At 73.1% G+C, this 24,389-nt stretch carries 2 protein-coding genes (1 of these 2 only partly in view); both read left to right on the top strand.

Going from position 1 to position 24,389, the window contains the following annotated elements; all coding sequences use genetic code 11:
- Positions 1 to 17,217, top strand: partial view of a non-ribosomal peptide synthase/polyketide synthase gene (locus tag ACZ470_RS25825; RefSeq protein ID WP_468430861.1) — the 3' portion only. The gene continues 3,201 nt to the left of window position 1, outside the view; the window shows 17,217 of its 20,418 coding nt (coding positions 3,202-20,418); the start codon falls outside the window, past its left edge; it ends in the stop codon at positions 17,215 to 17,217.
- Positions 17,217 to 24,389: an amino acid adenylation domain-containing protein gene (locus ACZ470_RS25820; protein ID WP_468430859.1), complete on the top strand. Its 7,173-nt coding sequence runs from the start codon at positions 17,217 to 17,219 to the stop codon at positions 24,387 to 24,389. The genes ACZ470_RS25825 and ACZ470_RS25820 overlap by 1 nt, the downstream gene beginning before the upstream one ends.

Genomic DNA, 24,389 nt, shown 5'->3' with positions numbered 1-24,389 from the left:
TTCGAGGGCCCGAGCGCCGCCTACAACTCCCCGGTCGCCCTCCGCCTCTCCGGAACCCTCGACCGTACGGCGCTGGAGAACGCCCTCGCCGACCTGACCGCACGCCACGAAACCCTCCGTACGGTCTTCGCCGAGGACGCCGAGGGACCCCACCAGGTCGTGCTCGACGAGGCCCGCCCGCCCCTCGCCGTCGTCCGTACCGACGCCACCCGTCTGCCCGCCGACCTCTCCGAGGCGGCGAGCCACCCCTTCGACCTGGCCTCCGAACCGCCGCTGCGCGCCACCCTGTTCGAGGTCGGCGACGACGAGCACGTCCTGTTGCTCCTCACCCATCACGTGGCGACCGACGCGTGGTCCAGGGCCCCGCTGGCCCGTGACCTGACGGCGGCCTACGCGGCCCGGGTGCGGGGCGCGGCCCCGGAGTGGGCGCCGCTGCCGGTGCAGTACGCCGACTACAGCCTCTGGCAGCGGGACGTCCTCGGCACCGAGGGCGACACGGACAGCGAGGCCGCCCGGCAACTCGCCTACTGGCGCGAGACGTTGGCGGACCTCCCGCAGGAGCTGGCGCTGCCGTTCGACCGCCCGAGGCCGGCCGTGGCCTCCTACCGCGGCGACGTCGTCACCTTCGAACTCCCGCCGGAACTGCACGACCGGCTGACCCGCGTCGCGCGTGACAGCCGCACCAGTCTCTTCATGGTGCTCCAGGCCGGCCTGGCCACCCTGCTGTCCCGGCTGGGCGCGGGCACCGACATCCCGCTGGGCACGCCCATCGCCGGACGTACGGACGACGCGCTCGACGATCTGGTCGGCTTCTTCGTCAACACGCTGGTGCTGCGCACGGACGTCTCCGGCGACCCCACGTTCACGGAGCTGCTGGAGCGGGTGCGGTCGGCGGACCTCGCGGCCTACGCCCACCAGGACCTGCCGTTCGAGCGGCTGGTGGAGGCGGTCAACCCGGAACGCTCGCTGTCCCGGCACCCCCTCTTCCAGACCATGCTGAACCTCAACAACGCCGGTCCCGTCGAGGCCCTCGACGAGATCGCCAAACTCCCCGGCCTCACCGTCCACCATGAGCCGGTGGAGACGCACCGCGTCAAGTTCGACCTGGGCTTCTCCTTCGCCGAGTCCCACAGCACGACCGGCACCCCGGGCGGTCTGCGCGGCGCCCTCCAGTACAGCACCGACGTCTTCGACCGGTCGACCGCCGAATCGCTGGTCCAGCGCCTGGTGCGGGTCCTGGAGTGGGTCGTCGGCAGCGGGAGCGGCTCCCGGGTCTCCGAGCTGGAGGTGCTGGAGGAGGCCGAACGGGAGCGGGTGCTGTCGGGCTGGCAGGGGGCCTCGCGCGCGGTGCGTGGCGTGTCGTTGCCGGAGCTGTTCACCGAGCAGGCGGAGCGGTCGCCCGATGCCGTGGCTGTCGAGTGCGGCCAGCAGTCGCTGACCTATGGCGAGTTGGACGCCTGGTCGGGGCGGGTTGCCGGGTGGCTGCGGGCGCAGGGTGTGGAGCGGGGTTCGTTCGTCGCGGTGAAGCTGCCGCGGTCGGTGGAACTCGTCGTGGCGCTGCTCGCCGTCACCAAGGCCGGGGCCGCGTATGTTCCGGTGGACCCGGAGTACCCGGCGGAGCGGGTCGCGCACATCCTCTCCGACGCCTCGCCCGCGCTCGTCATCGACGACACGGCCATGCTGGAGCAGGCCGAAGCTCCGCGGAAGGCCGTCCGTGTCGACCCTCACGACCCCGTCTACGTCATCTACACGTCCGGCTCGACCGGCCGGCCCAAGGGTGTCGTGGTCGAGCACGCGTCGGTGGGGGCGTATCTGGAGCGGGCGCGGGACGTGTATCCCGATGCGTCCGGTACGGCGCTTCTGCACTCGTCGGTCGCCTTCGACCTGACCGTCACCGCGCTGTACACACCGCTGGTCAGCGGCGGACGCGTGGTGCTGACCGAGCTGGACGAGCACGCGGCCGCGTCCGGACAGCCGTCCTTCATGAAGGTCACTCCCTCGCATCTGGGCATGTTGGAAGCCCTCCCGGAGGAGGTCTCCCCGTCGGGGACTCTGATCACCGGTGGCGAGGCCCTGCTCGGTGAGGCCCTGGCCGCGTGGCGGTCGGCTCACCCGGACGTGACGGTGATCAACGCCTACGGACCGACCGAGGCGACGGTCAACTGCACGGACTTCCGGATCGAGCCGAACGATGTGGTGGGTTCGGGTCCCGTGCCGATCGGCCGGCCGTTCTGGAACACCCGCGCCTACGTCCTCGACGAGCGTCTCCGCCCGGTCCCGCCGGGGGTGGTGGGTGAGCTGTATGTGGCCGGTGTCGTCCTCGCCCGCGGCTACCACAACCGCCCCGACCTGACCTCGGAGCGGTTCGTCGCCGATCCCTACGGGCCTTCCGGCGCACGCATGTACCGCACCGGAGACACCGCCCGCTGGACCCACACCGGCCAGCTCGTCTACGCCGGCCGCGTCGACGACCAGGTCAAGGTCCGCGGCTTCCGCATCGAACTCGGCGAGATCCAGGCCGTGCTGATGTCCCACCCGCACGTCACCCAGGCCGCGGTCATCGTCCGCGAGGACCGCCCCGGCGACCAGCGCCTCACCGCCTACATCGTCGGCACCGACACGGACGACGAGCTGCACGCGCACGCAGCCGCGCATCTCCCGGCCTACATGGTCCCCTCGGCCTTCATCACCCTCGATGCGCTGCCGCTGACCCCGAACGGCAAGCTCGACCGCCGCGCCCTCCCCGCCCCCGAGCACGACCGGGACGCGGGCGAAGGACGCGCCCCGCGAACGCCGCGCGAGGAAACCCTGTGCGCGCTCTTCGCCGAAGTCCTCGGCGTCGACAACGTGACCATCGACGACGACTTCTTCCGTCTCGGCGGACACTCCCTCCTGGCGACCAAGCTGGTCAGCCGGATCCGTACGGCTCTCGGTGTCGAGCTGCCCATCCGGCAGTTGTTCGAGACGCCCACGGTCGCGGGGATCAGCGCCGCGCTCTCGGACGAGGCACGCGCGGTACGCCGGGCGGTGGCGGCGGTGGATCCGCGTCCGGCGCGGATTCCGCTGTCGTACGCCCAGCAGCGGCTGTGGTTCCTGAACCGCTTCGAGGGCCCCAGCGCCACCTACAACGCGCCGGTGGCCCTGCGGATGACCGGTGCCCTGGACCGGGAGGCGCTGCGGCTGGCCCTCGCGGACGTCGTGGCCCGGCACGAGAGCCTGCGCACGGTGTTCGCCGAGGATGCCGAGGGCGCGCACCAGATCGTCCGGGACCCGGCCGACGCCCGGCCGGAGTTCACGGTCGTGGAGACGGACGAAGCACGGCTGCGTGACGACCTGGCGGGGGCGGCCGGCCACCCCTTCGACCTCGCGGCCGAAATCCCGTTCCGTGCCTCGCTGTTCGCGTTGTCCGAGGAGGAGCATGTACTCCTCCTGCTGACGCACCACATCGTGAGTGACGCATGGTCCCGGGCACCGCTGGCGCGTGACCTGACGGCCGCCTACGCGGCCCGGGTGCGCGGTGCGGCAGCCCCGGAGTGGGCACCGCTGCCGGTGCAGTACGCCGACTACAGCCTCTGGCAGCGGGACGTCCTCGGCAACGAGGACGACCCCGACAGCGAGATCTCCCGCCAGCTCACCTACTGGACCGACACCCTGGCCGGACTCCCCGACCAGCTCGAACTGCCCTACGACCGCCCGCGCCCCTCGGTCGCCACCTACCGCGGCGACCGCATCCCCTTCGAACTGTCCGAGGACCTGTACGCACGCGTCAGTGAGGTGGCCCGCCGCGTTCAGGCGAGCCCGTTCATGGTGCTTCAGGCGGGGCTCGCCGCACTGCTGACCCGGCTCGGCGCGGGCACGGACATCCCGCTGGGCACACCGATCGCGGGCCGTACCGACGACGCGCTGGACGATCTGGTCGGCGTCTTCCTGAACACGCTGGTGCTGCGCACCGACACCTCCGGGAACCCGACGTTCGCCGAGCTGGTGGACCGGGTCCGTGAGCGGAACCTCGGTGCCTACGCCCATCAGGACCTGCCGTTCGAGCGGCTGGTGGAGGCGGTCAACCCGGAGCGCTCGCTCGCCCGGCACCCCCTCTTCCAGGTGCTTCTCACGCTCAACAACACCGATTACCAGGGCGCGTTGGACTCCCTCGGGGACCTGCCCGGTCTCAGGGCCGAGCGGGAGCCGATCGAGTCGTCCGTCGCCAAGTTCGATCTGGCCTTCGGCTTCACGGAGCATCGCGACGCGCACGGCAGGGTGAACTCCCTGCTCGGCGTACTGGAGTTCAGCACCGACCTGTTCGACCGTGTCACCGCCGGCACCCTCATCGACCGGCTCCTCCGGTTCCTTGACCGCGCGGTCACCACCCCGGACGTCCAGGTCGGCGACATCGAGATCCTCGCCGGGGCCGAGCGCGGGCGCCTTCTCGAACTCTGGAACAACACGGCACGTGAGGTGCCGGGGCGCTCGGTGGTGGAGCTGTTCGAGGAGCGGGTCGCCTCGAACCCGGCCGCCGAGGCCGTGGTCGCGGGCGAGGAAGCACTGTCGTACGAGGAGTTGGACGCCCGTGCGGAGCGGCTGGCCCGAGTGCTGGTCGAGCGCGGGGCCGACGCCGAACGGTTCGTGGCGGTGGCGCTTCCCAGGTCCGTGGACCTGGTCGTGGCCCTGCTCGCGGTCTGGAAGACCGGCGCCGCCTACCTCCCGCTGGACACCGAGTACCCGGCCGAACGGCTGGCGTACATGCTCGACGACGCCAACCCCGTCCTGCTCCTCACCACCAGCGACCTGACCCCCGTACTGCCGGAGGAACCGGCCGTACCGCGGCTGCTGCTGGACGCCCCCGAGACCACCGAGGCTCTGTCGCGGCTCGCGGACGGTCGGCCCCTGACCCGTCCGGCCCTCGCGAACCCGGCCTACGTGATCTACACGTCGGGGTCGACGGGACGCCCGAAGGGTGTGGTGGTGCCGCAGGGCGCGCTGGTGAACTTCCTGACGGCGATGCGTGACCGCTTCGAACTGGCGGGCGGTGACCGCCTGTTGGCGGTGACCACCGTCGGGTTCGACATCGCCGGACTGGAACTCTTCGTGCCCTTGTTGTCGGGCGCGTCGATCGTGGTGGCCGAGCGGGATGTGGTCCGGGATCCGGCCGCGTTGTGCGGTGTGGTGCGGTCGGCGGGTGTGTCCGTGATGCAGGCGACGCCGAGCCTGTGGCGGGCGGTGCTGGCCGAGGACGCGTCGGCGCTCGCCGGGGTGCGGGTGCTGGTCGGTGGCGAGGCTCTGCCCGCCGACCTGGCCGAAGCGCTCGTCCAGCAGGCGATGTCGGTGATCAACCTGTACGGGCCGACGGAGACGACGATCTGGTCCACGGAATGGCCGGTGACCGCAGACGGTGCGCGCCGGCCGCGGATCGGACGTCCGATCGCCAACACTCAGGTGTACGTCCTCGACGGCACCCTGCGGCCCGTCCCGGCCGGAGTGCCGGGTGAGCTCTACATCGCCGGCCACGGCGTCGTACGCGGCTACCACGGCCGTCCGGGGCTGACCTCGGAACGGTTCGTCGCCGACCCCTACGGCCCCTCCGGCACCCGCATGTACCGCACCGGCGACCTGGTGCGATGGACGGTGGACGGGGAGCTGGAGTACCTCTCCCGCGTCGACGACCAGGTCAAACTGCGTGGTTTCCGGATCGAGCTGGGCGAGATCGAGGCCGTACTCGCCGGACACGAGCGAGTGGCGCAGGCCGCCGTACTCGTCCGCGAGGACCGCCCCGGAGACCGGCGCCTCGTCGCCTACCTCGTCCCGGCAGCCGAAGCGGTGGAGACGGCCGAGGTGCGGGAGCATCTCGCCGCCCACCTGCCGGACTACATGGTGCCCTCGGCCTTCGTCACCCTGGACGCCTTCCCGCTCACCCCCAACGGCAAGCTCGACCGCCGTGCCCTGCCCGCCCCCGACTACGGGCCGCAGGCCGGCGGCGGCGGACGGGCGCCCCGCTCCCCCCGCGAGGAGCTGCTCTGCACGCTGTTCGCGGAGGTGCTCGGGGTCGACGCGGTCACCATCGACGACGACTTCTTCGCCCTGGGTGGCCACTCCCTGCTCGCCACCAAGCTGGTCAGCCGCATCCGCACCGTCCTGGACGCCGAGGTCGCCGTGCGCCGGCTCTTCGAGGCGCCCACGGTCGCCGAACTCGCGGCCGCGCTGGACACCGGGACCGGCACGCGGAAGCCGCTGCGGGCCACGGCCTCCCGGCCCGCACGTGTCCCGCTCTCGTACGCCCAGCGCCGACTGTGGTTCCTGCACCGCTTCGAGGGCCCCAGCGCCACGTACAACCTGCCCGTCGCCCTGCGGATGACAGGGGCGCTGGACCAGGAGGCACTGCGGCACGCGCTGGCGGACGTCGTGGACCGGCACGAGAGCCTGCGCACGGTGTTCGCCGAGGACGCCGAGGGCCCGTACCAGATCGTGCGGGACACCACGGAGGTGTCCCTCACGGTGACCACCACGGACGAGGAGCACCTGAACGAGGAGTTGGACCGTGCCTCCCGGGCGACCTTCGAGCTGAGCGAGGAACCGCCCCTGCGCGCCTTCCTGTTCGAGCTCGGCGACGAAGAGTACGTCCTGCTCGCGGTCGTCCACCACATAGCGGGCGACGCCTGGTCGATGGGCCCCCTCGCCCACGACCTGACGGCGGCGTACGCGGCCCGGGTGCGGGGCGCGGCCCCGGAGTGGGCGCCGCTGCCGGTGCAGTACGCCGACTACAGCCTGTGGCAGCGGGACGTCCTCGGCTCCGAGGACGACCCGGACAGCGAGGTCGGCCGTCAGCTGGCCTACTGGAAGCAGTCGTTGGCGGACCTCCCGGCGGAGCTGTCGCTACCGTTCGACCGCCCGAGGCCGGCCGTCGCCTCGTACGTGGGCGACCGGGTCACCTTCGAACTGCCGGAGGACGTCTACAGCGGTCTGGTACGCGTCGCCCGTGAGGGCAGGTCCAGCCTGTTCATGGTGCTCCAGACGGCGCTCGCCACCCTGCTGTCCCGGCTGGGCGCGGGCACGGACATCCCGCTGGGCACCCCGATCGCCGGCCGCACCGACGACGCGCTCGACAAGCTGGTCGGCTTCTTCGTCAACACGCTGGTGCTGCGCACGGACGTCTCCGGCGACCCCACGTTCACGGAGCTGCTGGAGCGGGTGCGGTCGGCGGACCTCGCGGCCTACGCCCACCAGGACCTGCCGTTCGAACGGCTGGTGGAGGCGGTCAACCCGGAACGCTCGCTGTCCCGGCACCCCCTCTTCCAGACCATGCTCACCCTGAACAACACGGAACAGGGCGCGGCCTCCGCCGTAGCCTCCCTGCCCGGCCTGGAGGTGAGCAGCCGGCCGGTCGGAATCGGCGCCGCCAAGTTCGACCTGTCCTTCCGACTCGCTGAACGCCTTCCCACGGCGGAGACCGAGTCCGCCGTGCTGGGTGGTGCACTGGACTACAGCACCGACCTGTTCGACCGCGAGACCGCACAGTCCATCGTCGACCGCTTCGTCCGCGTGCTCACCGCCCTGGCCCAGGACCCGAATCGTCGGCTCTCCGAGGTGGAGGTGCTGGAGGAGGCCGAGCGGGAGCGGGTGCTGTCGGGCTGGCAGGGGGCCTCGCGCGCGGTGCGTGGGGTGTCGCTGCCGGAGCTGTTCACCGAGCAGGCGGAGCGGTCGCCCGATGCCGTGGCTGTCGAGTGCGGCCAGCAGTCGCTGACCTACGGCGAGTTGGACGCCTGGTCGGGGCGCGTCGCCGGGTGGCTGCGAACTGAGGGTGTGGAGCGAGGGTCCTTCGTCGCGGTGAAGCTGCCGCGCTCGGTGGAACTCCTCGTGTCCCTGCTCGCCGTCACCAAGGCAGGCGCCGCCTACGTTCCGGTGGACCCGGAGTACCCGGCGGAGCGAGTCGCGCACATCCTCTCCGACGCCTCGCCCGCGCTCGTCATCGACGACACGGCCATGCTGGAGCAGGCCGAAGCTCCGCTGGAGGCCGTCCGTGTCGACCCTCACGACCCGGTGTATGTGATCTATACGTCCGGTTCCACTGGGCGGCCCAAGGGTGTCGTGGTCGAGCACGCGTCGGTGGGGGCGTATCTGGAGCGGGCGCGGGACGTGTATCCCGATGCGTCCGGTACAGCGCTCCTGCACTCGTCCGTCGCCTTCGACCTGACCGTCACGGCCCTCTACACGCCGCTGGTCAGCGGCGGACGCGTGGTGCTCACGGAGCTGGACGAGCACGCTGCCGCGTCCGGACAGCCCTCGTTCATGAAGGTCACCCCGTCCCACCTGGGCATGTTGGAAGCACTCCCCCAGCAGGTCTCCCCGTCGGGAACCCTGATCACCGGTGGCGAAGCCCTGCTCGGCGAAGCCCTCGCGACTTGGCGGTCCGCGCACCCGGACGTGACGGTGATCAACGCCTACGGACCGACCGAGGCAACGGTCAACTGCACCGACTACCTCATCGCACCCGGCGAGACCGTCCCCTCCGGCCCCGTGCCGATCGGCCGGCCGTTCTGGAACACCCGCGCCTACGTCCTCGACGAGCGCCTCCGCCCGGTCCCGCCCGGCGTCACCGGCGAACTGTACGTGGCCGGCGTCGTCCTCGCCCGCGGCTACCACAACCGCCCCGACCTGACCTCGGAACGCTTCACCGCCGACCCCTACGGACCGCCCGGCGCACGCATGTACCGCACCGGAGACACCGCCCGCTGGACCCACACCGGCCAGCTCGTCTACGCCGGCCGCGTCGACGACCAGGTCAAGGTCCGCGGCTTCCGCATCGAACTCGGCGAAATCCAGGCCGTACTCATGTCCCACCCGCACGTCACCCAGGCCGCGGTCATCGTCCGCGAGGACCGCCCCGGCGACCAGCGCCTCACCGCCTACATCGTCGGCACCGACACGGACGACGAGCTGCACGCGCACGCAGCCGCGCACCTCCCCGCCTACATGGTCCCCTCGGCCTTCGTGTCTCTCGACGAACTCCCCCTCACCCCCAACGGCAAGCTCGACCGCCGCGCCCTCCCCGCCCCCGAGCACGACCGGGACGCGGGCGAAGGACGCGCCCCGCGAACGCCGCGCGAGGAAACCCTGTGCGCGCTCTTCGCCGAAGTCCTCGGCGTCGACGACATCACCATCGACGACGACTTCTTCCGACTCGGCGGACACTCCCTCCTCGTCACCAAGCTGGTCAGCCGCATCCGCACCGTCCTCGGCGCGGAACTCCCCATCCGCCAGCTCTTCGAGACACCCACCGTCGCCGCTCTCGCGGCCGTCGTGGGCAAGGGCACCGCGCCGAGCCGCCGCACCGTCACGGCGGTGGATCCGCGTCCGGCGCGGATTCCGCTGTCGTACGCCCAGCAGCGGCTGTGGTTCCTGAACCGCTTCGAGGGCCCCAGCGCCACCTACAACATCCCGGTGGCCCTGCGGCTGACCGGTGCCCTGGACCGGGAGGCGCTGCGGCTGGCCCTCGCGGACGTGGTGGCCCGGCACGAGAGCCTGCGGACCGTCTTCGCCGAGGACGCCGAAGGCGCGCACCAGATCGTCCGGGACCCGGCCGACGCCCGGCCGGAGCTGACCGTGATCGAGACCGGTCCGGAGGAGGTGGAAGAGCGTCTGCGGGAAGCCGCGCGGCGTGGGTTCGACCTCTCCGCGGACTCCGGTGAGCTGCCGTTCCGCGTGACGCTGTTCGAGGTCGGCGACGAGGAGCACGTCCTGCTGCTGCTCCTGCACCACATCGTGAGCGACGCGTGGTCCCGGACACCGCTGGCCCGTGACCTGACGGCGGCCTACGCGGCCCGCATGCAGGGCGCGACGGCACCGGAGTGGGCTCCGCTGCCGGTCCAATACGCCGACTACAGCCTCTGGCAGCGCGAGGTACTCGGCTCCGAGGACGACCCCGACAGCGAGATCTCCCGCCAGCTCACCTACTGGACCGGCACTCTGGCCGGACTCCCCGACCAGCTCGAGCTGCCCTACGACCGCCCGCGCCCGTCGGTCGCCACCTACCGCGGCGACCGCATCCCCTTCGAGATCCCCTCGGCCCTCTACGACCGGGTCGTCGACCTCGCGCGGGAGACCCAGGCGAGCCCGTTCATGGTGCTTCAGGCGGCCCTGGCCGCACTGCTGACCCGGCTCGGCGCCGGCCATGACATCCCCATCGGCACCCCGGTCGCGGGTCGCACCGACGGGGCGCTCGACGACCTGATCGGTGTGTTCATCAACACGCTGGTGCTGCGGACGGACACCTCCGGGCGTCCCTCGGCGCACACGCTCATCGAGCGCGTACGGAACCAGAACCTGGAGGCGTACGCGCACCAGGACCTGCCGTTCGAACGGCTGGTGGAGGCGGTCAACCCGGAGCGCTCGCTGTCCCGGCACCCGCTCTTCCAGGTGCTCCTGGCCTTCAACAACACGGACACCGCCGCCGTGGAGGGCGCGGTCGCGCAGTTGCCGGGGCTGTCGGTCTCGCGTGCGACGGCCGACACCGGGGTGGGCAAGTTCGACCTCTCCCTCGCGTTCGCCGAGCAGGCGACGGCGGGCTCCGGGCTTCAGGGAGTGCTGGAGTACAGCACCGACGTTTTCGACCGGGAGACCGTCGAGACGCTGGGCCACCGCTACCTGCGCCTGCTCCAGGCGATGGTCGACGCCCCGGACGTGCCCGTCGACCAGGCGGACCTGCTGGACGGGGCCGAGTCCCGCACCCTCCTCACCGACTGGAACGACACGGCGCGTGAGGTGCCGGGGCGTTCGGTGGTGGAGCTGTTCGAGGAGCGGGTCGCCTCGAACCCGGCCGCCGAGGCCGTGGTCGCGGGCGAGGAAGCACTGACGTACGAGGAGTTGGACGCCCGTGCGGAGCGGCTGGCCCGTGTGCTGGTCGAGCGCGGGGCCGGCGCCGAACGGTTCGTGGCGGTGGCACTTCCCAGGTCCGTGGACCTGGTCGTCGCCCTGCTCGCGGTCTGGAAGACCGGCGCCGCGTATCTGCCGCTGGACACCGAGTACCCGGCCGAACGGCTGGCGTACATGCTCGACGACGCCAACCCCGTCCTGCTCCTCACCACCAGCGACCTGACCCCCGTACTGCCGGCCGACACGCAGGTCCCCCACGTCCTCCTGGACGACCAGGACCTCCGGGCACGGCTGTCCGCCCCGGCGGGTCCCGAACCGCTGCGTGTCACCCACGACCCGCACGACTCCGCCTACGTGATCTACACGTCGGGGTCGACGGGACGCCCGAAGGGCGTGGTCGTGCCGCAGGGCCCGCTGGTGAACTTCCTGACGGCGATGCGTGACCGCTTCGAACTCGGCGCCGACGACCGCTTGTTGGCGGTGACCACCGTCGGGTTCGACATCGCCGGACTCGAACTCTTCGTGCCCTTGTTGTCGGGCGCGTCGATCGTGGTCGCCGAGCGGGATGTCGTCCGGGACCCGGTCGCCCTGTGCACCCTGATCCGTACCACCGACACGACGATGATGCAGGCGACGCCGAGCCTGTGGCGGGCGGTGCTGGCCGAGGACGCGTCGGCGCTCGCCGGGGTGCGGGTGCTGGTCGGTGGCGAGGCTCTGCCCGCCGACCTGGCCGAGGCGCTCGTCCAGCAGGCAGCCTCCGTCACCAACCTCTACGGACCCACGGAAACCACCATCTGGTCCACCCAGTGGCCGGTGACCGCCGAGGGCGCACGCCGCCCCCGGATCGGCCGCCCGATCGCCAACACTCAGGTGTACGTCCTCGACGGCACCCTCCGGCCCGTTCCGGCCGGAGTGCCCGGCGAGCTCTACATCGCCGGCCACGGCGTCGTACGCGGTTACCACGGCCGTCCGGGGCTGACCTCGGAACGGTTCGTCGCCGACCCCTACGGCCCCTCCGGCACCCGCATGTACCGCACCGGCGACCTCGTCCGCTGGACCGCCGACGGAGAACTCGAATACCTCTCCCGCGTCGACGACCAGGTCAAGCTCCGCGGCTTCCGCATCGAGCTGGGCGAGATCGAAGCCGTACTCGCCGGACACGAGCAGGTGGCGCAGGCCGCCGTACTCGTCCGCGAGGACCGCCCTGGAGACCGCCGCCTCGTCGCCTACCTCGTCCCGGCAGCCGAAGCGGTGGAGACGGCCGAGGTGCGGGAGCATCTCGCCGCCCACCTGCCGGACTACATGGTGCCCTCGGCCTTCGTCACCCTGGACGCCTTCCCCCTCACCCCCAACGGCAAGCTCGACCGCCGCGCCCTGCCCGCCCCCGACTACGGACCGCAGGCCGGCGGCGGACGCGCACCGCGCTTCCCCCGCGAGGAGATCCTCTGCACCCTCTTCGCGGAAGTACTCGGCGTCGAAACCGTCACCATCGACGACGACTTCTTCGCCCTGGGCGGCCACTCCCTGCTCGCCACCAAACTGGTCAGCCGCATCCGCACCGTCCTGGATACGGAGCTGGCCATCCGGCAGCTGTTCGAGGCGCCCACGGTGGCGCGGCTCGCCGGTGTGCTCGACTCCTCGGCCGACGTGCGCGGCCGGGTGGTTCCCGCGGTGCGGCCGGCCCGTGTACCGCTCTCGCACGCCCAGCAGCGGCTGTGGTTCCTCCAGCACCTGGAGGGGCCGAGCGACGCGTACAACGTGCCGATCTCGCTCGATCTGACGGGACCGCTGGACGAGGAGGCACTGCGGCAGGCGCTGGCGGACGTCGTGGAGCGGCACGAGAGTCTGCGCACGGTCGTCGTCGAGGACAGCTCCGGCACCGCCCATCAGGTGGTGCTGGGCACGGAGCGGGCGCGGGTGCCGCTGACCGTGGAGCGGCTCGCCTCGGACGCGGAGGTCGACGCGCGGATGCGCCGGGCCGCCGGGTACGTCTTCGACCTGGCCTCCGAGATCCCTCTCCGCGCCTCCCTGTTCGAGGTGGAGGACGAAGAGGCGACCGGCCGCAGGGCCCTGCTGCTGCTCACCCACCACATCGCCAGTGACGCCTGGTCGCGGGGCATCCTCATCCGGGACCTGGTGGCGGCGTACGCCGCGCGCACCACGACCGGACGGGCGCCGGACCGGTCGCCGCTGCCGGTGCAGTACGCCGACTACAGCATCTGGCAGCGGAACGTCCTCGGCTCCGAGGACGACCCGGGCAGCGAGGCGCACCGCCAACTCGACTACTGGAAGCGGGCACTGGCCGGGCTGCCGGAGGAGTTGTCGCTGCCGTTCGACCGGCCGCGGCCGGCCGTGGCCTCGTACCGGGGCGACCGGGTCACGTTCGACCTGCCGGAGGCCGTGTACGAGCGGCTCGTCCGGGTGGGCCGCGACCAGGGGGCCAGCCTGTTCATGGTGCTTCAGGCGGGGCTGGCCGCGCTGCTGACCCGGCTGGGCGCGGGCACGGACATCCCGCTGGGCACGCCGATCGCGGGCCGCACCGACGACGCGCTGGACGATCTGGTCGGCTTCTTCGTGAACACGCTGGTGCTGCGTACGGACACCTCGGGCGACCCGACGTACGCCGAGCTCATCGACCGGGTCCGGGCCGAGTCCCTGGCGGCGTACGCGCACCAGGACCTGCCGTTCGAGCGGCTGGTGGAGGCGGTCAACCCGGAGCGGTCGCTGTCGCGGCACCCCCTGTTCCAGACCATGCTGAGCTTCGACAACGCCGGTCGTGCCGACGCCCGCGCGGAGCTGGCCGGGCTCACGGTCGCCGGGCGGCCGCTCGGGGCGCCCGCCGCGAAGTTCGACCTGTCCTTCGAGCTGGCCGAGCACGCGGCCGGGCCCGGCCGGGCGGCCGGTCTGAGCTGTGCGCTGGACTACAGCACCGACCTGTTCGACCGCGGGACGGCGCAGGCCGTGGCCGACCGCTTCGTCCGGGTCCTGACCGCGCTCGCGGAGGACCCGGGGCGGCGGGTCGGCGAGACGGAGATCCTCGGCCCGGACGAGCGGCGGCGGATGCTCGTCGAGTGGAACGACACGGCGGTCGCCCACGCGGACCGCACGCCGGTGCACGTCCTCTTCGAGGAGCGCGCCGCCGCCGAGCCGGACGCTCTCGCGGTCGTGTCGGGTGAGGAGCGGCTCAGCTACGGCGAGTTGAACGCGCGGGCCAACCGGCTGGCGCACCGGCTGCTGAGCCGGGGTGTCGGGCGGGAGAGCCGGGTCGCGGTCTTCCAGGAACGCTCCGCCGGGCTGGTGGTGTCCACGCTGGCCGTGCTCAAGGCGGGCGGTGTGTATGTGCCGATCGATCCCCAGCAGCCCGCGTCCCGTTCGGAGTTCATCCTGCGGGACACCGGGGCCGTGGCCCTGCTCACCGACCGTGACGCGGGCGACCTGCCGTTCACCGTGGACGTGCCGGTGCTCGACGTCGGGCCCGGGGTGGACCTGTCCGGGGAGGCGGACACCGATCCCGGGGTGCCGACGGACGCCGAGCAGTTGGTGTACGTGATGTACACCTCGGGCTCGACGGGCACTCCCAAGGGTGTCGCCAACACCCACCACAACGTGGTGCACTTGGCGGCGGACCGTTACTGGCGCGGCGGGCGTCACGAGCGGGTGCTGATGCACTCGCCGTACGCCTTCGACGCCTCGACGTTCGAGATCTGGACGCCTCTGCTGACGGGGGGCACCGTCGTGGTGGCCCCCGCCGGGCGGCTGGACGCGGCCGACCTCGCCGCCGTCATCTCCGGGCACGGGGTCACGGGTCTGTTCGTCAGCGCCGGTCTGTTCCGGGTGCTCGCCGAGGAGCGGCCCGAGTGCTTCCGCGGGGTGCGGGAGATCTGGGCGGGCGGCGACGTGGTCTCCCCCACGGCCGTCCGCCGGGTCCTGGAGGCCTGCCCGGACACGGTCGTCGCCAACGAGTACGGGCCGACGGAGACGACGGTGTTCTCCGCCGTGAACCCGCTGCGCGACCCTGCGGAGGTCCCCGAGGCGGTCGTACCGATCGGCCGGCCGCTGTGGAACACCCGTCTGTACGCCCTCGACGAGCGGCTGCGGCCGGTGCCCGTGGGCGTGCCCGGCGAGCTGTACATCGCGGGCAGCGGTGTGGCCCGCGGCTATCTGGGCCGGGCCGCGCTGACGGCGCAGCGCTTCGTGGCGGACCCGTTCGCGGGCGTCGGCGAGCGGATGTACCGCACCGGTGACGTCGTACGGTGGCTGTCCGACGGGCGGCTGGAGTTCCTGGGCCGGGTCGACGACCAGGTCAAGCTGCGGGGCTTCCGGATCGAGCCGGGCGAGGTGGAGGCGGTCCTCGCGGGCCGGCCGGAGGTGAGCCAGGCCGCGGTGGTGCTGCGGGAGGACCGGCCGGGCGACAAGCGGCTCGTGGCGTACGTGGTGGCGGGCGACGCGGCCGACCCGGAGGCGCTGCGTGCGCATGTGGCGGGCACGCTGCCCGAGTACATGGTCCCGTCGGCCGTCGTCCTCCTGGACGAGCTGCCGTTGACCCTGAACGGCAAGCTCGACCGGCGGGCCCTGCCCGCGCCCGACTACGGTGCCGACACCGACCGGCGCGGACCGCGCACGGAGCGGGAGAAGGTGCTGTGCGGGCTGTTCGCGGACGTCCTGGGGCTGGCCGAGGTCGGCGTCGACGACGGGTTCTTCGACCTCGGCGGCGACAGCATCATGTCGATCCAGCTGGTCAGCCGGGCCCGACGGGCCGGCCTGGAACTGTCGGTGCGCGATGTGTTCGAGCACCGGACGGTGGCGGCGCTCGCCGAGGTCGTCACCGAGACCGGCACCGCCGTCGCGGAGGAACCCGGCGCCGGCATCGGCGACATGCCGCTGACGCCGATCATGCGGTGGTTCCTCGAACGCGGCGGCCCGGCCGACCAGTTCAACCAGTCGCGGCTGGTCCAGGTGCCCGCGTCGCTGCGTCACGAGGACCTCACGGCCGCGCTCGGGGCCCTGCTGGACCACCACGACGCGCTGCGGGCCCGGCTGACGGCCGGCCCGGAACGGCGGCTGGAGATCCGCGGGCCCGGCGCGGTCGACGCCGGCTCCGTCGTCCGCCGGGTGGACGCCTCCGGCCTCGACGAGGACGCCCTCCAGAACCTCGTACGGGCCGAGACGGTCGCCGCGCGTGAGCGGCTGGACCTCGGTGCGGGGCGGGTCGTCCAGGCGGTCTGGTTCGACCGGGGCGACACCCGGCCCGGTCTGCTGCTGCTGATCGTCCACCACCTGGTGGTCGACGGGGTGTCCTGGCGGATCCTCGTACCGGACCTCGCCGAGGCGCACCGTGCCGTGGCGGCGGGCCGGACGGCCGAACTCCAGCCGGTGGGGACCTCGTTGCGCCGCTGGGCGCAGCGCCTCACCGAGGTGGCGGGCGATCCCGCCCGGACGGCCGAGGCGGACTGGTGGCGGTCGGTGCTGCGGCCCGGCGACCAGTTGCTGGGGCGGCGGCCGCTGGATCCGTCCCGTGACACGTACGCCTCCGCCCGCCATCTCACCCTCACCCTGCCCACGGCGGTGACGGAGCGGCTGCTGACCCGGGTGCCCTCCGCGTTCCGGGCCGAGGTCAACGACGTCCTGCTGGCGGCGTTCGCGCTGGCCTGGGCCCGCCGCGGCGGCGCCCGGGGAGCCGGGGTGCTGCTGGACCTGGAGGGGCACGGGCGTGAGGAGGACCTCGTCGGCGGGGTGGACCTGTCCCGCACGGTCGGCTGGTTCACCAGCCTGCACCCCGTGCGGGTGGACGCCGGCGCGGTCGACCTCGCCGACGCGTTCTCGGGCGGACCGGCCGCCGGTGCCGTCGTCAAACGGGTCAAGGAGCAACTGCGGGAGGTGCCCGACAAGGGCATCGGGTACGGGCTCGTGCGTCATCTGAACCCGCGCACCGCGCCGCTGTTCGACGGGCTGCCGACGCCGCAGGTCGCCTTCAACTACCTGGGCCGGTTCACCACCGCCGGGGTCGAGAACGCGGGCAGCGCGACGGTCCCCGACTGGACGGTGCTGGCCACCGCGTCCGGTGTCGGCGGAACCGACCCCCGGGTGGCGCTCGCCCACCCGCTGGAACTCAACGCCCGTACCAACGACGGGCCGCGCGGGCCCGAGCTGTCGGCCACCTGGTCCTGGGCCGACGGGATCCTCGACGAGGACGAGGTGCGGGAGCTGGCCGAGCTGTGGTTCCGGGCGCTGGAGGCGCTCGCCGACCACGCGGAGAACCCCGAGGCCGGCGGCCTGACCGTCTCGGACGTGTCGCTGAGCCTGCTGGACCAGAGCGAGATCGACCTGCTGGAAGACGAGTGGAGGAACCTCTGATGGCGAAGCAGTCCGGACTGCAGGACATCCTGCCCCTGGCACCGCTGCAGGAGGGCCTGCTCTTCCACAGCGTGTACGACGAGGCGGGCCCCGACGTCTATCTGGTGCAGCAGGCCATCGACCTGGAGGGCGACCTGGACACGGCGGCGCTGGCCGCCGCCTGCCGGACCCTGCTGCGGCGTCACGCCAATCTGCGCGCGGCGTTCCGCTACCAGGGGTTGAAGCGGCCCGTGCAGCTGATCCCGCACCAGGTGGAGCTGCCGTGGGAGGAGACGGATCTCTCCGGGCTGCCCGAGCCGGAGCGGTCCGCGGCGGCGGACCGGCTGCTGGAGGAGGACCGGCTGCGCCGCTTCGACCTGGGCCGGCCGCCCCTGATGCGATTCACCCTGATGCGTCTCGGGGACCGCCGGTACCGGTTCGTGCTGACCAACCACCACATCCTGCTCGACGGCTGGTCGCGCCCGATGCTGGTGCGGGAGCTCCTCGCGCTGTACCGGACGAAGGGCGACGACGGCGCGCTGCCGCGGGTCCGTCCCTTCCGCGACTACCTCCAGTGGCTCGCCGCACAGGACCGGGACACGGCGGTGGCCGCCTGGCGGGAGGTGCTCGCGGGGCTCGACGGGCCGACGCTCGTCGCCCCGCAGGCCGCCGAGCGCGCCCCGGTCGTGCCCGGCCGGCTGGAGACGGAGGTGGACGCCGCCGACCACGCGGCGCTCGCCGCGCTGGCCCGGGAACGGTCCCTCACCCTCAACTCGCTGGTGCAGGGCGCCTGGGCGGTGGTCCTGAGCGGTCTCACGGGACGGGACGACGTGGTGTTCGGCACGACCGTCTCCGGGCGGCCGCCGGAGGTCGCCGGGATCGAGACGATGGTGGGGCTGTTCATCAACACCCTGCCGGTGCGGGTGCGGCTGCGGCCCGACGAGCCGTTCGTGGACGCGGTGCGCCGCACCCAGGACGAGCAGACCCGGCTCCAGGCGCACCAGCAGCTGGGGCTCGCCGAGGTGCAGCGGCTGGCGGGTGCGGGCGAACTCTTCGACACCACGATGGTGTTCGAGAACTACCCGGTGGACATCGGTGCCGAGCGGGACGAGCCCGGCGGCTTCGGTCAGGTGACGGTCACCGGCACCCGCAACCGGGACGCCACGCACTACCCGCTGGCGCTGGTGGCGGTGGGCCGTGACGGGCTGCGGCTGCGCCTCGACCACCAGCCCGACCTGATCCCGCCGGAGACGGCCCGCGCCGTCCTGGACCGGCTGGTGCGCGTGCTGCGTGCCGTGGCCGCCGAGCCGCGGCGCACCGTCGGCCGGCTCGAGCTGCTCTCCGCCGAGGAGCGGGACACCGTCCTGGCCCTCGGCCGAGGAACGGACACCGGGCCCGCCGACGAGACGCTGCCCGCGGCGTTCCGCGCCCAGGCCGCGCGCACCCCGAACGCCCCGGCCGTCCGCTGCGGTACGACGGTGCTGGACTACGCCGAACTCGACGCCCGGTCCGACACGCTGGCGCGGGCCCTGGTCTCGCTCGGGGTGGGGGCCGAGACGCCGGTGGGGCTCCTCATGGACCGCTCGACGCATCTGGTCGTCGCCCTGCTGGCCGTGCTCAAGGCCGGTGGCGCCTATGTGCCGCTCCGGCAGGGCGACCCGCTCGACCGGCTGCGTCAGGTCACCGGTCTGGCCGAGGTGTCCCATGTCCTCACCGACGCGGAACACGCCTACCGAGCGGCCGAGTTGGGCCTGATCACCGTACGGGCCGACGCGCCGGACGTCCCGGACGCCGACGGCGCGGAGCTGCCCGTCGGCCCCGGGCACGCCGACCGGCTCGCCTACGTGATGCACACCTCCGGCTCGACCGGGACGCCCAAGGGGGTCGCCGTCACCCACCGGGACGTGGTCGAGCTGGCCCGCGACCGGTCCTTCGCCGGCGGCGCGCACACCCGGGTGCTGGTCCACTCGCCGCACGCCTTCGACGCCTCCACGTACGAGGTGTGGGTGCCGCTGCTGTCCGGCGGCACCGCGGTCGTCGCCCCGCCGGGGGACCTGGACGCGGACACCCTCGGCAAAGTGCTCACCGAGCACGAGGTGACCGGGCTGTGGCTGACCTCCGGGCTCTTCCAGCTCGTCGCGGACGAGGCCCCGCATCACCTGGCGGGGGTGCGGGAGGTGTGGACGGGCGGCGACGTCGTCCCGGCCGCCGCCGTCCGCAGGGTCCGGGAGGCCTGCCCCGACACGGCCGTCGTCGACGGGTACGGGCCCACCGAGACGACCACGTTCGCGGTCCGCCACCGCATCCCGGCGGACTCCCCGGTGCCGGACACGGTGCCGATCGGCACGCCGCTGGACAACACCCGGCTGCTGGTCCTGGACACCGCGCTGCGTCCCGTCGCCCGGGGCCTCGCGGGTGAGCTGTACCTCGCGGGAGCGGGGCTCGCCCGCGGCTACTGGCGGCGGGCGGGTCTGACGGCGGAGCGTTTCGTGGCCGACCCGTACGGCCCGGCCGGCACCCGCATGTACCGCACCGGCGACCTCGTACGGTGGACGGCCGAGGGCACGCTCGAATACCTGGGGCGCGCCGACGAGCAGGTCAAGATCCGCGGTTTCCGCATCGAGCTCGGTGAGATCGAGGCCGTGCTGGGCCGCCACCCCGAGGTCGCCCAGGCCGTCGTCACCCTGCGCGAGCCGCGCCCCGGCGACAAACGGCTGGTGGCCCATCTCGTCGCGGAGGAGGGCGGCGATCCGACGCCGGCCGCGCTGCACGCGTACCTCGCCGCCGAACTGCCCGACTACATGGTCCCGTCGGTGTTCGTCACCCTGGACGCGATGCCCCTCACCGGCAACGGCAAGATCGACCGCAGGGCGCTGCCCGTGCCCGACACCCTTCCCACGGCCGTCGAGAGCCGGGCCCCGCGCACCCCGCGCGAGGACATCCTGTGCGGGCTCTTCGCCGAGCTCCTCGGCGTGCCGCGGGTCGGTATCGACGACGACTTCTTCGCGCTCGGCGGGCACTCGCTGCTCGCCACCCGGCTGGTGGGCCGGATCCGCTCGGTCCTCGGCGCCGAACTGACCGTGCGGCAGCTGTTCGAGGCGCCCACCGTGGCGGCGCTGTCCCGGGCTCTCGACACGGCGGGCGCGGCCCGTCCGGCGCTGCGGCCGGCCGAGCCGCGCCCGGAGCGGATCCCCGCCTCCCCCGCGCAGCGCAGGCTGTGGTTCCTGCACCGCTTCGAGGGGCCGAGTCCGACGTACAACATCCCGTTCGCGCTGCGGCTGACGGGTGACCTGGACCGGTCGGCGCTGCGGGCCGCGCTCGCCGATCTGGCGGACCGCCACGAGAGCCTGCGGACGGTGTTCGCGGAGGACGCCGAGGGGCCCCGGCAGATCGTGCTGCCCGCCGACGGGGCCCGGCCCGAGCTCACCGTCGTCCCTGCGGTGGCGCCGGACCGGCTGGAGGCGGAGATCACCGGGGCGGCTTCCCACGCCTTCGACCTGGCGGCCGAGATCCCGCTGCGGGCCTGGCTGTTCGAGACGGGCGAGCGGGAGCAGGTGCTGCTCCTGCTGGTCCACCACATCGCCGGTGACGGCTGGTCGGTGCCGCTGCTCGCCCGTGACCTCACCACCGCCTACACGGCCCGTCTCGGGCAGCGTGCCCCCGACTGGCGTCCGCTGCCGGTCCAGTACCCCGACTACACCCTGTGGCAGCGCGAGGCGCTCGGCTCGGAGGACGACCCCGACAGCCCCGCGGGCCGCCAACTCGCCTACTGGAAGGAGGCGTTGGCGGGGCTCCCGGAGGAGCTGGCGCTGCCCGCCGACCGGCCGCGTCCGGCCGCCGCCGGGGGCCGGGGCGGACGGGTGCTGTACGAGGTGCCCGAGGAGCTGCACGAGCGGATCGTCGCCGTCGCGCGGGCCTGCCAGGCCAGCCCCTTCATGGTGGTCCAGGCGGCCGTCGCCGCTCTGCTCACCCGGCTCGGCGCGGGCGAGGACATCCCGCTGGGCACCCCCGTCGCCGGGCGCACCGACGACGCCCTGGACGGTCTCGTCGGCTTCTTCGTCAACACCCTGGTACTGCGGGCCGACACCTCCGGCAACCCGGCCTTCCGCGAACTGGTGGCCCGGGTCCGCGAGACGGACCTGGCGGCGTACGCGCACCAGGACGTGCCGTTCGAGCGGCTCGTGGAGGTGCTCAACCCCAAGCGCTCACCCGCCCGCCACCCGGTCTTCCAGACCATGCTGACCTTCAACAACACCGACCGGCGGTCGGGCGACGGACTGCGCCTGCCCGGGCTGGACGCCGAGTCCCTGTCCGCCGACACCGGCACCGCCAAGTTCGACCTGCTGTTCTCCTTCGCCGAGCGGTACGACACCGACGGGCGGCCCGCCGGACTGGGCGCGGGTCTGGAGTTCAGCACCGACCTGTTCGACCCGGACACGGCCGAGACGCTCGTCGCGCGGCTGCTGCGCCTGCTGGACGCGGTCACCGCGGCACCGGACCGCGCCATCGGGGAGGTTCCCCTGCTGGACGACGGGGAACGCGGCCGGGTCCTGGCCGCCGCGCAGGGACCGGCGCGCACCCCGGCCGGCGGGTCGCTCCCGGAGCGTTTCGCGGCGGCGGTCGCGCGGGCTCCGCACGCCGTGGCCGTCGAGACCCCCGACGGCGAACTGACGTACGCGGAGTTGAACGCCCGCGCCAACCGGCTGGCCCGGCTGCTCGTCGAGCGGGGGGCGGGGCCGGAGAGCCTGGTCGCGGTGGCCATGCACCGGTCGGCCGAGCTGGTCACGGCGTGCCTGGCCGCGCTCAAGGCCGGCGCCGGATATCTGCCGGTCGACCCCGAATACCCGGCCGACCGCATCGCGTACATGCTCGACGACGCCCGCCCGGCCTGCGTCCTGACCACCCGGGACCTCGCCGAGGCGCTGCCCCCCGGGCCGGCCGGGCCCCCGCTCGTGGTGGACGACCCCGCCACCGCGGCCCGGCTCGACTCCCGGCCGGGGGACGACCTGACCGACGCCGAGCGGACCGCCCCGCTGGACCCGGCGCATCCCGCGTACGTGATCTACACCTCCGGCTCGACCGGCCGCCCCAAGGGCGTCACCATGCCGGTGCGCGCCCTGGCCAATCTCCTCGACTGGCACGAGCGGACCCTGCCGGGCGGGCCCGGCACCCGGGTCGCGCAGTTCACCGCGGTGAGCTTCGACGTCTCCGTCCAGGAGATCCTCTCCGCGCTGCTGGCCGGCAAGACCCTGGTCGTCTGCCCCGAGGACGTCCGCCGCGACCCGGAGCGGCTGGCCGGGTGGCTGGGCGAGCGGCGGATCCAGGAGCTGTACGCGCCCAACCTGGTCATCGACGCCGTCTGCGAGGCGGCCACCGCCGCCCGCCTCGACCTGCCCGACCTCACCGACCTGGTGCAGGCGGGTGAGGCGCTGACCCCGCACGGGGCCATGCGCGCCTTCTGCGCCGCCCGCCCCGGCCGTCGCCTGCACAACCACTACGGTCCCGCCGAGACCCATGTGGTGACGGCCCACCTGCTCCCGGTGGACCCGGCCGAGTGGGGTCCCTCGGCGCCCCCGATCGGCCGGCCCGTCGACAACACCGCCGTCCGGCTCCTCGACCCGTGGCTGAACCCGGTTCCGCCCGGTGTCCCGGGTGAGCTGTACATCGGCGGGGAGGCCCTGGCCCGCGGCTACCTGGGCCGGGCCGACCGCACCGCCGAACGGTTCGTCGCCGACCCCCACGGTCCGGTCGGCACCCGCATGTACCGCACCGGCGACCTCGCCCGGCTCACCCGCGACGGGCTGCTGGTGTACCTCGGCCGCGCCGACGCCCAGGTCAAGATCCGCGGCTTCCGTATCGAGCCCGGCGAGATCGAGGCCGCCCTCACCGCGCACGCCTCGGTCGCGCAGGCCGCGGTCGTCGTACGGGAGGACCGGCCCGGGGACCGGCGGCTGGTCGGCTATGTCGTGGCCGCCCCGCAGGAGGCCCCCGACCCGGCGCGGCTGCGCGAGCACCTCGCCGGGCGGCTGCCCGCCCACATGGTGCCGGCCGCGTTCGTCGTACTCGACGGGCTCCCGCTGACCCCCAACGGCAAGCTGGACCGCGCCGCGCTGCCCGCGCCCGCGTACGCCGCCGGCCGGGAGTCGAGGCCGCCCCGGACGCCCGCGGAGCACACCGTGTGCACCCTGTTCGCCGAGGTGCTGGGCGTCGAACGGGCGGGCGTGGAGGACGACTTCTTCGAACTGGGCGGGCACTCCTTCCTGGCCGCCCGTCTGGTGGCCCGGCTCCGCGAGGAGTTCGGCCAGGAGCTCCCCGTCCGCACGGTCTTCGACTCCCCCACCCCGGAGGGCGTCGCCGCCGTACTGACCGGGACGGCCGACGGGGCGGCGGGACGGTCCTCGGAGATACTGCTCCCGCTGCGGGCGCGCGGCACGGCGGCCCCCCTGTTCTGTCTGCACCCGGGCGGCGGGTTCAGCTGGTGCTACGCCGGACTCGTCCGCCATCTCGGCCCGGACGTGCCGGTCTACGGCATCCAGGCGCGCGGCCTCGACGGCGGCGGTCCGCTGCCGTCGTCCATGGCGGAGATGACCGAGGACTACCTCGAGCGGATCCGTTCCGTGCAGCCGTCCGGCCCGTACCGGCTGGCGGGCTGGTCGTTCGGCGGGCTCGCCGCGCACGCCCTGGCGACCCGGCTGCGCGCCGAGGGCGAGGAGGTCTCCGTGCTGGCCCTGCTGGACGCCTATCCGCCGGGTGAGAACGCGGACACCTCGGAGCCGGTCGAGCACGAGGTGGTCGCGCACAATCTGCGGGCCATGGGCTTCGAATTCGACATGGCCGAGCTCATAGCAGACCAGGAAGGCGTTCTGCGACGGTTCCGGGAGTTCCTGCAGTCCGGGGACCAGGCGCTCGCGCAGCTGGAGGCCCGGGACATCCTCGCACTGAAGGACGTCTATGTGAACAATGTCCGCCTCATGCGGAGGTTCACACCGGAATTCTTCGACGGGGACGTCCTCTTCGTCTCCGCGGAGCGGAAATCGGCGGACGACCGGGAGGGCCGCCTGAATGTCAGCTTGTGGCAACCGTTCACGGGTGGTTCGGTCGAGGTGTGCGCCATAGACTCGACGCACGGAAATCTGATGACGGATGCCCGTCATATGGCCCGGATCGGCCAATTCCTCGCGGACCGTCTGTGA

It is taken from the genome of Streptomyces sp. NPDC031111, assembly GCF_055570675.1.
The sequence above is the reverse complement of the archived record's forward strand: the minus strand, read 5'-3'. Positions and strand labels throughout refer to the sequence as shown.

Excerpts from the sequence above, each read along its gene's own strand:
- ACZ470_RS25820 (WP_468430859.1), top strand. The coding sequence starts at position 17,217 with ATGGCGAAGCAGTCCGGACTGCAGGACATCCTGCCCCTGGCACCGCTG.